The organism is Proteus sp. G3927, assembly GCF_963894685.1.
Classification (GTDB): domain Bacteria; phylum Pseudomonadota; class Gammaproteobacteria; order Enterobacterales; family Enterobacteriaceae; genus Proteus; species Proteus mirabilis.
This window is the reverse complement of record NZ_CAWQGX010000008.1, coordinates 1-14842: the sequence shown is the minus strand read 5'-3', so window position 1 is coordinate 14842 and position 14842 is coordinate 1. Positions and strand designations below refer to the sequence as shown.

Annotated in this window: 15 protein-coding genes and 1 pseudogene; 6 read left to right on the top strand and 10 right to left on the bottom strand. The window is 39.0% G+C overall.

The annotated features are described in order from the left end of the window. The first annotated feature begins 50 nt into the window (after positions 1 to 50). A complete protein-coding gene (locus tag AACV00_RS01965; RefSeq protein ID WP_036919671.1) occupies positions 51 to 947 on the top strand; it encodes a cation diffusion facilitator family transporter in 897 nt (298 codons plus the stop codon). 54 nt (positions 948 to 1001) lie between these two features. On the opposite strand, the gene ilvN is transcribed toward AACV00_RS01965, so the two are convergent. The 8 genes from ilvN to rbsK all read right to left on the bottom strand — a co-directional run bounded on the left by ilvN (position 1002) and on the right by rbsK (position 8552). Further along, positions 1002 to 1286: an acetolactate synthase small subunit gene (gene ilvN, locus AACV00_RS01960; RefSeq protein ID WP_004246140.1), complete on the bottom strand. Its 285-nt coding sequence runs from the start codon at positions 1284 to 1286 to the stop codon at positions 1002 to 1004. A gap of 3 nt (positions 1287 to 1289) precedes the next feature. Further along, a complete protein-coding gene (ilvB, locus tag AACV00_RS01955) occupies positions 1290 to 2984 on the bottom strand; it encodes an acetolactate synthase large subunit (protein WP_004249538.1) in 1695 nt (564 codons plus the stop codon). A gap of 107 nt (positions 2985 to 3091) precedes the next feature. Continuing rightward, positions 3092 to 3190, bottom strand: coding sequence for an ilvB operon leader peptide IvbL (gene ivbL / locus AACV00_RS01950; RefSeq protein WP_004249539.1), 99 nt, complete (start codon positions 3188 to 3190; stop codon positions 3092 to 3094). Between the two features lie 235 nt (positions 3191 to 3425). Next, on the bottom strand, positions 3426 to 4214 hold the full coding sequence (locus tag AACV00_RS01945) for a sulfite exporter TauE/SafE family protein (RefSeq protein WP_036919668.1): 789 nt from the start codon (positions 4212 to 4214) through the stop codon (positions 3426 to 3428). Beyond that, complete coding sequence (locus AACV00_RS01940; RefSeq protein WP_036894102.1) at positions 4214 to 5065, bottom strand: MurR/RpiR family transcriptional regulator; 852 nt, start codon at positions 5063 to 5065, stop codon at positions 4214 to 4216. The genes AACV00_RS01945 and AACV00_RS01940 overlap by 1 nt, the downstream gene beginning before the upstream one ends. A 31-nt stretch (positions 5066 to 5096) precedes the next feature. After that, positions 5097 to 6461, bottom strand: coding sequence for a PTS transporter subunit EIIC (locus tag AACV00_RS01935; protein ID WP_004246145.1), 1365 nt, complete (start codon positions 6459 to 6461; stop codon positions 5097 to 5099). 39 nt (positions 6462 to 6500) lie between these two features. Continuing rightward, entirely contained in the window at positions 6501 to 7415 is a 915-nt protein-coding gene (gene murQ / locus AACV00_RS01930) for an N-acetylmuramic acid 6-phosphate etherase (RefSeq protein ID WP_004249544.1), read from the bottom strand. Between the two features lie 216 nt (positions 7416 to 7631). Then, complete coding sequence (rbsK, locus tag AACV00_RS01925) at positions 7632 to 8552, bottom strand: ribokinase (protein WP_004249546.1); 921 nt, start codon at positions 8550 to 8552, stop codon at positions 7632 to 7634. A gap of 179 nt (positions 8553 to 8731) precedes the next feature. Between rbsK and deoC the strand changes: the two genes are divergently transcribed. The 4 genes from deoC (at position 8732) to prfH (ending at position 12246) form a co-directional block, all read left to right on the top strand. Then, a complete protein-coding gene (gene deoC, locus AACV00_RS01920; protein ID WP_004246148.1) occupies positions 8732 to 9400 on the top strand; it encodes a deoxyribose-phosphate aldolase in 669 nt (222 codons plus the stop codon). A gap of 55 nt (positions 9401 to 9455) precedes the next feature. Further along, entirely contained in the window at positions 9456 to 10232 is a 777-nt protein-coding gene (locus tag AACV00_RS01915; RefSeq protein WP_004246149.1) for a DeoR family transcriptional regulator, read from the top strand. Positions 10233 to 10498: 266 nt separating this feature from the next. Continuing rightward, a complete protein-coding gene (locus AACV00_RS01910; RefSeq protein ID WP_237584913.1) occupies positions 10499 to 11635 on the top strand; it encodes an RNA ligase RtcB family protein in 1137 nt (378 codons plus the stop codon). Continuing rightward, a complete protein-coding gene (prfH, locus tag AACV00_RS01905) occupies positions 11635 to 12246 on the top strand; it encodes a peptide chain release factor H (RefSeq protein WP_004252939.1) in 612 nt (203 codons plus the stop codon). Before AACV00_RS01910 ends, prfH begins: the two co-directional genes overlap by 1 nt. Before the next feature lie 475 nt (positions 12247 to 12721). On the opposite strand, the gene AACV00_RS01900 is transcribed toward prfH, so the two are convergent. Next, positions 12722 to 12979, bottom strand: coding sequence for a helix-turn-helix domain-containing protein (locus AACV00_RS01900; RefSeq protein ID WP_036919663.1), 258 nt, complete (start codon positions 12977 to 12979; stop codon positions 12722 to 12724). Positions 12980 to 13813: 834 nt separating this feature from the next. Between AACV00_RS01900 and AACV00_RS01895 the strand changes: the two are divergent. Continuing rightward, positions 13814 to 14421: pseudogene (locus AACV00_RS01895) on the top strand (phosphorothioated DNA-binding restriction endonuclease); the annotation flags it as partial. A gap of 40 nt (positions 14422 to 14461) precedes the next feature. Here the strand turns inward: AACV00_RS01895 and AACV00_RS01890 are convergent. After that, the coding region (locus tag AACV00_RS01890; RefSeq protein WP_161680106.1) for an RNA-guided endonuclease InsQ/TnpB family protein at positions 14462 to 14842 on the bottom strand (381 nt) is incomplete at its 5' end.

Below are 14842 nucleotides of genomic sequence, written 5' to 3'. Positions count from 1 at the left end.
CATTTAAACTATTATTCTAAGTATTATTAATAATGGCGGGGATAAATAGCATGGGTGCAGGCCACGAGCACGGTGATGTCAAAGCGCTACCTGAATCACGTCTGTTAATTGCTTTTGCATTAACAGGCTCTTTTATGGTGATTGAGTTTATTGGTGGCTACTTAACAGAAAGTTTAGCCTTGATTTCTGATGCAATGCATATGATGACAGATGCATTTGCACTCTTACTTGCTCTTATCGCGATCCACGCAGGTAGAAAAGCAGCAGATCTATTCAGAACTTATGGCTATGCTCGTTTTGAAATATTGGCTGCTGCGATGAATGCACTGATCTTAATGGCGGTGGCTTTTTATATTCTTTATGAGGCTTATCAACGACTCTCTTCCCCTCCTGACATTCAGTCTATGGGTATGCTTGTTGTGGCAATCGCAGGGCTTATCATTAATTTTATCTCAATGAAAATGCTCACCAGTGCAAAAGATGAAAGCTTAAACGTTAAAGGGGCTTATCTTGAAGTGTGGGCGGATATGTTAGGCTCAGTGGGCGTCATTATTGGGGCGGTAATTATTTGGCTAACCGGTTGGCAATTAGTTGATTCTATTATTGCGGTATTAATCGGCTTTATGGTCTTTCCGCGCACATGGATCTTATTAAAAGAGTGCCTGAATATTTTATTAGAAGGCGTGCCTAAAGGCATTAATTTAACTGAGGTAATAGACACCATTAATAATACCGCAGGGGTGGCTAGCTCCCATGATTTGCATTTATGGGCACTGACGCAAAGCAAGTTGATCCTCAGTGGTCATATTGTCTATCAACCCAATGTAGATAGTGAAGCATTACGCCTTGCTATTGATAAGCAACTACGTGAACAATTTCATATCAATCATATTACCTTACAGATGGAAAGTGAGGATAAACAACATCTGGAAGATAATCATCATTAGATATTTAGGTTCTGGCTCTCTCGTACCTAAAAAGAGCCAGAACAAACAGTGCAATTAATTTAAATAACTTTCCATCTGTTCAAAAACGCGCAGATCATCACTAAAACGCACTTCTTTTACGTCCTCAAGTTTTTCCACTTGACTCACCATCTGCATTAAACGCTCATCTTTTTGTACTAATAACCAAATACGACTTTTATCGCTGTTTTTCATTGGTAAACATAAAATACCATCGACGTTAAATGCACGACGCGCAAATAGCCCACAAATATGGGTCATCACACCGGGATGGTTACGAACAATAAGTTCTAGTGCGATAGGTTGTGATTGTAGTGACATAAATTAAGCTCCTATCATCTCGATATTTGCCGCCCCCGGCGGAACCATTGGAAATACTTTTTCGTTAATATCAATCATGGCATGAATTAAACAAGGCCCAGGTTTAGCAATTGCCGCTTGTAGCGCCGCCTGAGGATCTGCTTCTTGATTTAAATCACAAGTATCCAACCCAAATCCTTGAGCAATACGAATAAAATCCGTTTGATAAGGGTAGGCTGCGGCATAAATACGCTCATCAAAAAAGAGTGTTTGTTGTTGGTGTACTAACCCTAATGCTTGATTATTTATCAAAATAATCTTTACATCTAACTGATGCTCAGCGGCTGTTGCTAGCTCCTGAATATTCATCATGATGCTACCATCCCCTGAAAAACAGAGGATCTTTTTATTTGGCTCTGCCAATGCGGCCCCTATCGCTGCCGGCAACCCAAATCCCATCGTCCCCAAGCCTCCTGATGTTAACCATTGGCGCGGTCGATTCAGTGGATAAGCTTGAGCAACCCACATCTGGTGCTGCCCTACATCGGTGGTAATAATCGCTTCATCATCAACACAATTTGCCGCGGCAAGTACGATGCCGTAACCGCTAAGAATATTGTGTGAGTTTTTCATTTCTAAGGGATATTCTTGTTTTAAGGTATTGACTCTATCTATCCATTCGTTGCGCTGATTGATATTAATTAAAGGTAATAACAGCGACAGCACCGCTTTAGCATCTGCATGAATGGCAATATCAGGACGTTTGATCTTACTTATCTCTGCCCTATCAATATCAACATGAATGATCTTCGCATTGGGGCAAAACTTTTCTGCTTTACCAATTGCCCTATCATCAAATCGCGCCCCCAATACGATCAGCAGATCGGCTTCTTCTAAAATAAAGTTAGTACTCCGTGCCGCATGCATACCTAACATCCCTAAATATAGCGGGTGTGTTGGTGGCATTAAACCTAATCCCATTAACGTCATCGTGGTGGGTAGGCTATTTTTCTCCGCCAACTCAATCGCTTCTTTACACGCTTCAGAGCTAATAATACCGCCCCCTAAATAAAGCACAGGATTTTTCGCTTGGTTAATCATTTGCGCGGCTTGGATCACCAAATCGGTATTAAAGGCTGGAGCTGCATCTTTTTGTGGTATCGGTGGCAATTGATCTAAGGTGATAGTCGCTTGTTGAATATCTTTAGGTACATCAACCCATACAGGTCCAGGGCGACCTGACATTGCCAAACGAAACGCATCACAGATAATTTCCGGCAACTGTGCGATATCGCGGACTAAATAGTTGTGTTTGGTAATAGGAATAGACATCCCATAGGTATCAACTTCTTGAAACGCATCAGTCCCAATCATGGCAGAAGAGACTTGCCCCGTAATGCAAACCAAAGGAATTGAGTCTAATTTTGCATCAGCAATGGCTGTAACTAAGTTTGTCGCCCCCGGTCCACTTGAGGCAATACACACCGCAGGCTGACCATTTGCTCTAGCCATACCTTGGGCAATAAAACCCGCCCCTTGTTCATGACGTGTCAAAATATGGCGAATAGACTGACTTTGGCTTAATGCATCATACAAAGGAAGAGCGGCTCCGCCGGGGATCCCCGCAACCGTAGTGATACCTTGCCGTTCCAGTAAATAAACAATTAATTGCGCACCAGTGAAGGTTTTTCCTGTGGCATTATCTTGTTGAGCACCCATTGTTCTGTGTCCTTTTTACTAAGCCGGACTTTATGGGCGGTAGATATGAAAAACCCCGCCCGGTTAATACGCCGGCGGGGTTGCGAAACTGTGTTGATTCGGACCCGTTACGGCGCTTTGCCGACGACCACCACCACACGCACAACAACCACAGCCGCGATGTGCGCTGTTAGTCGTAGAGTTTGTAGTAGAGTAGTGATGATCATGGGTTACCTATCAATTAATGTAATGATGTGTTTGTCTGTTATCTGTATCTAAAAAAACATAACTTCTATAAATTAACAACCTTTTTTTTCAGTTTATTTTTTATCACCGCTCAAAACGAGAGCTAGATCACTTGTTAATCCAAGTAGTAACTCCGTGTTGTAACAGCATAAAAAACCAGAAAAAAACACCAACCAAGAATAAAGAATCGACGCAATGCCATAGTATGGCTATCAGTTAAAACAATCTCGCCAACATCATGAAAGCGCTGCATAAAATTAAAAACAACGTTGCATACTGAAATACCCTATCCGGCATTTTAATTAATAGCCATTTTGATAGAGGAATAGAGATCAAAGAGCCAAGAAACAGCAACAATGCTAAATGAATATCGGTATGACCATCTTGCATATAAGCCAATGCAGAAGAGCCTGATAATAGGGTGGTTGTAAAAATCGAAGTACCTATCGCTTGTTTTATCGATAGATTGGCGTAACGCAATAATAAAGGTAACACCACCACACCACCGCCTACCCCTGTGGCACCTAAAACAACACCTGCTGCAACCGCCGGCAATAACAGTGCCTTAATATTAAGAGGTGCTAATGGGGTTATCTGTTTAGCTATCACAGGTGAAGAGAAAAACATTCTTTGAATAAATAAAAAGAGAGAAAAAATAATGGCAGCAACCACCAACGCATTAATCCCCCACTCAACTTGCTGCTGATATTGCGCTAATGAACCTAAATAATTGACGAGTAAACTCGCTAAAAAAGTACTTGGCAACATAATGGCAAGGACTATCATGGCTCGTTTAAAGGGAATATTCCCCAAACGGAAATGCATATATGAGGATGTCACTTTCATCAACATTGAAAGTAAATTTGCGGTTGCCACCGCCATTAATGCATTCATACCAAAGAAATACGTTAATATAGGTAAAACAATAACACCACCACCTACCCCCGTTGTGCTAATAATTAAGCCAATCGCCGCACCAACAGCTAATATGGTGATAAATAACATTATTGATTTCCTTGCATTACAGCTTGTCGCCCTTTTAATAGCGCTTTTTCCGCTGAGCCTTTTGCCAGTGTCATATATTTAAAAAACAGCACATCAAAAGCGACCATTTGCAATACTTGCGGTGTGATCACCCCCAATTGTGAATGTTGCTCATCATAAAAATAAGGTAATGTGTAATTCGCTAAGCGCGTAGCTTCATCTTGCCCAAAACGTGTTAAAGCCACTGTGATACAGCCTTCTTGATTTGCCGCTTTCAGCATACGATTAATATCCGCAGTATTACCTCTTGCAGTAACAGCAATCGCCAGATCATCCACGGATAAATTCGCTGAATAAGCAAGTTGCGCATGGAGATCTGCACTAAATAAGGTGTTTTTATTCACTCGGATCAGTTTATGGAAGATATCGCTCGCAACGATCGCAGATGCGCCCACACCAAATAAAACGATCCGTTTAGCGCTGATCATTTTCTCAGCGAGTAGATCTATCGTCGCTGCATCCAGTAACGCTATCGAATCCTGAATGGCAGTAGTAAATAGATGTCCTGTTTTAGCAATAATCTGCTCAGTCGAGTCTGTTTTGGCTAAATTGGCATAAAGAATATCACTACTGCTTTTTTGTTGTTTTTCCTCTGAGAGATAATCAATTTTAAATTCAGGATAACCGCCATACCCCATTTGGCGGGAAAAACGGATAACAGAAGCACTACTGACACCGGCTTTTTGTGCCAATTCTGCGGCATTCATACTGGCAATATTATCGCTATTTTCTAATAAATAGTGGGCGAGACGTTGCTCTGTCCCTTTGCCTTGTAAGCGCAAATTTTCAAGTTTCTTAGTCAGTGTTGACATTCTATTATCCTTTTTCTTTTCTTCTTCTGACTTATTTTTCTGGATCGGTAAATCCGATTAATATACTGGCAATAAAACCGACAACCCAAGCCCCCAATACTGCGATAAGGAATTTGATGATCTGCCCATCCCCCACCAGTGGAATTAATGATAACCCAGCAGTACCAAATGGAATAATGATCCCAACCTGAAAATAAGCCATTAATGCACCACCCGCAGCCCCGCCAATACAACCAGCAATAAAGGGCTTACCTAAAGGTAAAGAGACACCAAATAATAAAGGCTCACCCACGCCGAAAATTCCGACAGGCAATGCACCCATTAATGTTTTCTTTAAGCGTTGGTTTTTAGTACGTAAATAAACCCAGAAACAAGAGCCTACTTGCCCCATTCCACCCATTGCTAAAATAGGGAATAGGTAATTTAACCCAAAGGTATTTAAAATTTCAGTGTGGATCGGTATTAAACCTTGGTGTAGGCCGGTTAGTAATAAGAATAAGAAACTGCCCCCTAACGCTGCGCCTGTCACAACCGCACCGCCACCATGATTTAATAGTGATAAGGAGACGCCTTGCGCTAATAGTTGATTCAGATAATGACCAATAGGTTGGAATACCATAATTGCCACTAACGCAGAAACTAAAATAGTAACAAAGGGGGTTAAAATAAGATCAAGACTCTCTTTTACAATACTGCGAAACCATAGTTCTAATTTTGAAGAGAATACCACCACCATTAAGACCGCGAAGATCCCACCACTATTAGGCTGTAATTTCTCACCAAATAATGTGATATCAGCCAGTCCCGGCATGGCTAATAATCCCGCCATAACAGCACCTATGGAGGTTGAAGCCCCTAACTCTTTAGCCGTATTTATACCTATCATAATAGAGAGATAAGCAAATACGGTGCTTCCGATCAGTTTAAATAGCTTAAAGAGTTCAGGAAACTGATCAACTAAGCCGGGAGCCACTAAACGGATAATATTAATTAGCCCCATAATTAAACCACAGCCAATTAATGCTGGGATAGTAGGAACAAAAATAGCCGCCAACGTATTTAGCATACGACGAATGGAAAACCCTTTTTTCACTGGTGTTGACGCAGGGGTTTCTTCGCTATTATCTGTGTTTTTTTGCATACGTTTATTCATGATTGAATAAACTTTGGCGGCCGTTCCCATTCCTACTATGACTTGATGTTGCTCGCCATTAAATACCACGCCTTTGACACCTTCGACTTGTTTTAATGCTTCGGTATTAAATAGCGAACTATCTTTTAAGATCAAACGAATACGGGTCATGCAATGTGTTAAGGTTGCGATATTGCTAAACCCACCAGCCTGTTTTTCTATTTCTGATGCTAAGGTGTCGAGATGTTCTATTTTATTAGCCATAATTGTGCCTGCTAGAGTTCAGAGGATTGACTGATATTGTTATTCATTAAATAGGGCTAACTGTTGTTGTAAAGAGTGGTAAGGATAGCGTTGTGTCATTTGCTCAACCTTCTCTACACTCAGATGAAGCTCATACATTAAAATGGCTTTTCGCGGATGATAATTAACCATTTTTAATAACTCCGCTGCTTTTTGTGTTGTGATCCCACACACTTCACTCACAATACCTTCAGCACGTCGCTGTAATTTTTCATTACTGGCCACGACATCGACCATCAGGTTTTTATGCACCTTACCTAAACGAGTCATTACACTGGTACTTAGCATACCTAAGATCATTTTTTGAGCCGTGCCACTTTTCATTCTTGTCGAGCCTGTTAACACTTCGGCGCCGACATCTGGCGCGATGGATAAATCGGCTATTTCACTCATCATACCTTTACCGCGGGTAGTAATTGAGAGCGTTAATGCATTGATCTGCTTTGCATACTGTAATGCAGCCACTGTAAATGGCGTGCGACCACTGGCAGCGATACCAATAACGACATCGTTAGAATTTACCTCACGGCGTTGCAACTCTTCGATAGCAGCTTGTTGATTATCTTCAATATTCTCAACGGCTTGGAGCATAGCATCATGCCCACCAGCAATAATGGCTTGTACCAGTGAGGGAGAAACGCCAAAAGTAGGCGGGCATTCCGCACTATCTAATACCGCTAATCGACCACTTGTTCCTGCGCCGACATAAAAAATGCGTCCCCCTTGACGTAGACGTTCACAAATTTTGTCTACGGCTTTCGCGATTGCGGGTAATTCTTTCTTTACGGCATAGGCCACGGTGATATCGGCACTATTAATTAACGAAACTAACGCTAAGGTACTTAGCTCAGAAAATTGTGTGGTCTCTTGGTTACTTTCATTTTGAAGACATAAACTCAATGCATCATCTTTCATTGTAATAACCTTAATGAAATATTATTTCAATTAAAATTACATCTAATGAAATTTTAATTCAATCTTATTGATGACTATTTTGTGAACAAAATCACAATACCGTAAAAACATTCAACTAAAAACAAACTTAACGCGATGTAAAAAAGATAACTAATTGATAATAAAGCTCTCCTGATTTTAAACAGGAGAGCTGTGAGAGGTATGGCTCATTGATGGCTATTTTGCTGAGCTTAAAAATTCGCTAAATTCTTCAATACTAGGATAAGAAGATTGAGTGCCTTTTCCTGTGACACTTAAACCCGAAAACATAACCGCTTTATTTAACGCTTCTTCAATATTGCCGGTATGCACATAGTAATGAGAAAAACAGCCAATAAAAGCATCTCCAGCACCGCTGGTATCAACGGCATTAACTTCAATGGCGGGGATATATTTCTCAATTTCCCCATTCACCCATAACGCCCCTTTTTCACCTAATGTAACAATGATATTTTTAAACCCTTTTTCGAGTAAAAAGTAGGCTGCTTCTCGAATTTCATCCAACGTATTAATTGGCATACCCGTTAAAATTTCCAGCTCTGTCTCATTGGGGACAAAAAAATCACATTGTGCGGCGATAGTGAGATCTAAAGCTTTCGATGCTGGTGCAGGGTTAAACAATACAGGGATATGATGTTTATTACCGAACTCAATCGCGTGATAGACCGTTTCAAGCGGGATTTCTAATTGCAGCACAATCATACGACATTTTTTTAAACTCACCGCGGCTCTATCGATATCTTCAGCAGATAGATGCTGATTCGCGCCTTTTACGATCAAAATACTATTGGATGATTGAGAGGTAACAAAAATAGGTGCAACACCGCTGGTGGTTCCGGGCACTTTTTCAACATAACGAGTATTAATACCATAAGACTCTAAATTCATGATGGTGTTATCTGCGAAAATATCATCTCCCACTTTGGTTAACATCATCACCTTAGAATTTAATTTTGCAGCGGCAACCGCTTGATTTGCCCCTTTCCCGCCGCAACCAATCTTAAATGCTGGCGCCTCAAGGGTTTCTCCCTCTTTTGGCATCCTATCTATATAGGTGATCAAATCCACCATATTTGAACCAATCACTGCGATATCCATAGTGCCCCTCTCACCCTAATGAAAAAGTTAAAATGTTAGAATAGTTACATTCAGATAGATATATAACAATATCGTGTTATTTAAATATCATTTGTGATTGTTATCCCGTTAAAAGCTCACTATTATGTTGCCAAACTAACATGAGTGATAAATAACAATCTTCTCTTAAGGAAACGATTATGCGTCCATTAGCTAATTATATCGATCATACTCTACTTGCTGCAGATACAACTGAAGCACAAATCAAACAATTATGTGCTGAAGCTGTTGAACACGGTTTCTTCTCTGTGTGTATTAACACTTCTTATATCCCTTTAGCAAGAACTTGCCTAACCGGAAGTGATGTAAAAGTATGTTGTGTTATCGACTTCCCATTTGGTGCAGGCCTAACAGCAACCAAAGCATTTGAAGCGGCAGAAGCTATTCGCCAAGGTGCTCAAGAAGTCGATATGGTTATCAACATTGGCATGTTAAAAAGTGGTCGTTTTGATTTTGTAAAACAAGATATTGCCGCGGTAAAAGCCGCTTGCGGAAATACAACACTAAAAGTTATTCTAGAAACATGCCTATTAACTGACGACGAAGTACGTTTAGTTTGTGAAATGTGTTGCGAAGTCGGTGTTGATTTTGTTAAAACATCAACTGGATACAGTACAATGGGTGCCACAGAACACCATGTCGCTTTAATGCGTCAAACTGTCGGTGACAAAATGGGCGTAAAAGCGTCAGGTGGTGTACGTGATCGCCAAACTGCCTTAAAGATGATCAAAGCGGGGGCAACACGTATTGGTGCAAGTGCCAGTGTTGCGATTGTAACAGATTCAGATGCACCAGAATCAAATTACTAATAGCCTAGCGTATCGTTATATGGGATACGCTATTCGATAATAGAAGGATCCTTAGGTGATAGAGACCAAACAGCATGAACGTTTGCGTCGCCTTAGCGAATGCATAAAACGCTCAGGCCGCATCCATCTCAAAGATGCCGCGAGGATCCTTGAAGTATCTGAAATGACCATTCGTCGTGATCTCAGTTCAGATGTTGAAAACCCCTATCCGATGTCACTGCTTGGTGGCTATATTGTCGCATTGGCACAACCTCATAGTAACCTAATCACATCGACTAGTGATATTATCACCCCGGATCAAACCCAAGAATTACATATTCCTAATCTTGCTGCGGGCATGGTGTCTGAAGGTGATGTACTATTTTTTGATAATGGCCAACTTATTCCGACATTAATTGAGCTTATTCCTGAGAGTTTACACTTTACTGGTATTTGTTATTCGCACCGCGTTTTTCTGGCATTAAGCCGAAAGAAAAATGCGACCGTACTACTGTGTGGTGGCGAATATCGCCCTAAAAGCGACTCATTTTATAATCCCCTCCAGCCTTGTTACCTTGATAACATAAACCCGAAAAAAGCCTTTATTTCCGCAGAGGGTGTCCACCTCGATTTTGGTGTTTCTTGCTACAACATCGATGATCTTCATATGAAAAGAAAAGCGATGGATAAATCGATTCGCAAGATCTTACTCACCAAATACCATGCCTTCGATGAAACCGCCACAGGCAATATGGGCGATTTAGCGCAATTTGATGTCGTGATCACCGATAGAAAATTAACAGATGATTACGAAGCCTATTGCCGAAAAAGCTCAGTTAAAATTATTTATTAACCCAAAAGAAAAATCTCACTGTTCCCTAATTTACTTTTTTTGGTAAACAGAAAGAAAAATCACGCTACTTTTTTAATTGCTAAAGTGAAAAAAAGTGATTACTATTCGCCTGATTTATTATTTTCCATTTCACAGAACTGCAAGGAGGTATCCCATGACAACAACAAATATGAATACTCTTTGCGGACAATCTCAAAAGTAATCCTTTCTTTTTACTGTCCGCCAATCACGTTATTTTTTATCCTTTACAATATATGGATTGGAATATGGACAAGTGTGTTCATTATTTATCTGATCGCGTTTGTTATATCGCCTCAGATAAAACTTGGATTGAAAGTAAAGCAATCCAACAACTAGTAACAACCGCTCAACTTCCTGAAATGGCTTATGTCACTGGCATGCCAGACTTACATCCCGGTCGTGGTTATCCCATTGGAGCGGCTTTTTTTTCTGTTAACCGTTTTTACCCTGCTTTAGTCGGTAATGACATTGGCTGTGGTATGACACTGTTTCAAACAGAATTTAACCATAGCAAACTCAATTTAGATAAAATAGAAAAAAAATTGAGCGAAATGAGTGATATCGCGCCCATCGAATGGTTGATAGATAATTTACCTGCAGATATGCAAAATCATCCATTTGCTCACTCATTAGGCTCTATTGGTGGTGGAAATCACTTTGCTGAATTCCAACAAATTGACCAAGTTATTAATCAAGCATTGTTTACAAACAGTGGTATTAATAAAAAACAATTATTGCTATTGGTGCATAGTGGTTCACGTGGTTTAGGGCAATCTATTTTACGTGCTCACACAGAGCAATTTGGCCATCAAGGATTGGTCGCGAATACAGACGCTGCCAATGGCTACTTACAAGCCCATGACCATGCTCTTAATTATGCTAAGCTCAATCGCCACTTGATTGGCCATAGAATGATGGAACAAATTCATACACAAGGAACGGTTATTACTGATGTTAACCATAATCTGGTAGAGCCTTGCGAATTATATAATCAACAGGGATGGTTACATCGCAAAGGGGCGACGCCCGCCCATCACGATATTGTGGTTATTCCTGGTTCACGTGGTGATCACAGTTATCTCGTTAAACCTATTATCTCTGAATTAAGCCTCCATTCTCTACCACATGGTGCGGGTAGAAAGTGGATGCGAACTGAGTGTAAAGGCCGTTTATCACATCGATTTACGCCATTACAGCTCTCACGCACAGCACTAGGTAGCCGTATTATTTGTGCTAATAAACAATTAATTTATGAGGAAGCGCCTCAATCGTATAAATCAATTGAAACTGTTATAGAAAGTATGAGGAGTCTTGGTTTAATTGAGGTTATCGCCCGCTTAAAACCGGTTATTACTTATAAAACCAGTGGGGAGATAGCATAATGTTATTACAATTTTCTTCAGCACAAGGCCCCGAAGAATGCTGTATAGCGGTAGAAAAAACATTGAATTATTTTCTAACCGTCACAGAGCAGCGGCAAGTTGATGTGATAATTCTTGAGCAAGAGCCATCTCGTTATGGTTTAAAGTCAGTATTAGTATCGCTTAAAGGTGCAGAGGCTAAAGCTATCGCACAACAATGGTCAGGCACTGTACAATGGCAATGTACAAGTACTTTAAGACCTAAACATAAACGCAAAAATTGGTTTATCGGTATCGCTTATTTTGACCCACCACAAGAAATCCAAGACACCGAAATTTTATTTGAAACCATGCGTGCCAATGGCCCCGGAGGACAACATGTTAATAAAACGAGTTCAGCTGTCAGAGCGACGCATATTGCAACAGGCATTAGCGTCAAGATCCAGTCTCAGCGAAGCCAACATGCTAATAAAAAATTAGCGAAACAGCTTATTGCTTGGCATCTAACTCATTATCTATCCCAACAGCAAGCTTCATTTAATAACCAGAGACACCTAGCTCATCACCGAGTGATCCGTGGTAATGCAACTCATTGTTTTTATGGACGTGAGTTTTTACCAATAACGAAATAACTCATATAAAACTAAAGCCACGTTATTAAATCGTGGCTTAACTGACTAATAAATCTAATAATTAAACCATCACTGTGATCCTAAATAATAAAATCGGTTATACACCTTAGTAGATAGCGAAAATAAAAACGCATCAGCGATGTTAAATGCCATCAGTATAAGATAGAGGGTTATTATTAATTCACTTTAGTGACGATTAGCCATCTATCACGACTTTTAATTACTATTTCATTTAACATTAGACCTGATTTTATACTATAAAAACAAAGCATTAACACTATAGAGTGGTAATAGAAAACATTTTAAAACGATCAAATATGCATCATCAATTATTGATTTATGACGTTCAATAAAGATATATACTTATATTTTAATATCAAAGATGCCTAAAAGTAATTTCTTATCATTACTATATTACTCAATAAACTACTACTATATGAGTATTTTTTAACAAAGCACTATTGTGATAATATTATTAGTGATAATAATTATTTAATTGGCTATCCCTATTTTGCTGACTAACAGTTGATTTTAGTAATAAACTTTGTGGTGACACTTTCAAAATAATCGCAATACATATTAATTCATCAACGGTTATCTTAGTATAACCATTTTCTAATTTTAGATAATATTGCTCTGTCATCCCTAACTGTAATGCAATTCTCGAACTTGATATATTTAATTCTTTTCTTCTATTTTGTATTCTTTTCCCTACCACTGTATTGATCATCATATACGCCCCTCAATGACAGGTAACCCTAATGATGATTCTAGTACAAATTGATAAAAACGATCAATAAAAAGATTACGATAGCCAACAGCTATCAAAAAACAAGCATTGATCGGTAGTAACAATACTTAGATAGATATACCTATAAATGCGTTTTTTAAGTATTAAATTTTAATAATTTACCTTAATAAAGATTATTATCTAAACAAAAGCCTAATTTACAGTTAATGTAATGTTAAAAAATTAATACTTGTATGTATAAATAAAAATATATTTTAAATTTAAAGATAAAAATAATCTCCACCAATAACTATATTTATAAAAATATATCAAATATGATATTACTTATAATATTACCATAGCATAAAAATGCTTTCTTATAAGCATTTCAAAGAATAGAATAATTAGCTATTTTTACTTATAGATATTTTGAGTCTATTATTTGCTTTTTTTTAAATACGACTAAAAATAGTACAAAATGTAAGAATGGTTGTTATTCTATAATAAAACAGATTTACCTATTAGAATCTTTAAAATAAAGATAAAACCATTTTTAATAGTAAAATCAAAAAAAATGAGCGATTAGAGGATGTTTTACCATTTTATTTTTATATTGTATTTAATAGAGTGAGGAAGATGTTTGAGACATTAAAATCACTATTGTTACGTTAAGTATCAAGATGTTGCAAAGAAATTAAAAAACAATGTTATTATAACAGATATGAATAATTAAACATATTTCTGTACTTCTTCTATAAAATAAGATTTTATACGACTATATTAATAAACTTTCGCATTCGCTATCATTCAGCCATTCACTTATTATCTAAAATACCCATGTATACTCAAAAAATCCTACAACAGAAAATTCTAATATCACGATCTGGCGTAAAGGTGATAACAGAGCGCCCCATAAACCACTGTTACTCTTATTAGCGCTTTCCGAGTACCGCAAAGGCCATCCACGACTATTTAATTATGGTAATGAAATTCATCAACAGTTATTAGAATTATTGATTAATTTTGGCCCATCTCGCCGTGAGCATTATCCAAATCTGCCTTTCTGGCGATTAGTTCGCGATGGTTTTTGGGAATTGCAACAACCAAAAGAGAGCGATCTATCAAAAGATAATAAGCAACCATCGAAAAATAAATTAATTCAGCAAAATGTGTTAGGTGGATTTGACCAAGAAAGCTATCAGCTTCTTATAAAAAAGCCAAGTTTAATCAATAAGCTAGCACAACAGATTTTAAGTGAACACTTCCCTGATAATGTTCAAGAAGTTATTGCTAACCGTCTTGATTTTCCACTACAAGAAATTCGCCAAAACCGAGATCCCACTTTTAGAAAAAATATCTTACGTGCTTACAATTATCAGTGTGCTATATGTGGTTATAATCTACGTTATGATAGCGCCGTGGTTGGCCTAGAAGCCGCTCATTTGACATCCTCCACGCCCTAAAGGACGTGGATCCCTACTGCGTTCAGACTGATGTCTGAATCACCTCGGCGGGTTCCTGCTTCGACGGGCGGTCTGACTGCACCCTCCCTCCACAGGCAAGCACGGCATGTCCTGCCGCTAAAATGTTACGTGCCCCGTTGATATCAGCATTCGCTGTATATCCACATTCAAGGCACTCGAATTGACTTTGTGACTGGCGGTTTTCCTTTGCTGTATGACCACAGCAAGTGCACTTCTGACTGGTGTAGGCTGGTGGTATTGCCAGTACCTGACCTCCTCGCCAGAGCTGCTTGTACTCAAGCTGACGGCGCATTTCATACCAGCCCTGTTCCAGTATTGAGCGGTTTAAACCAGATTTAGCTTTTACGTTCCGTCCATGCCGTTCTGTCGTACCTTTTGCCGA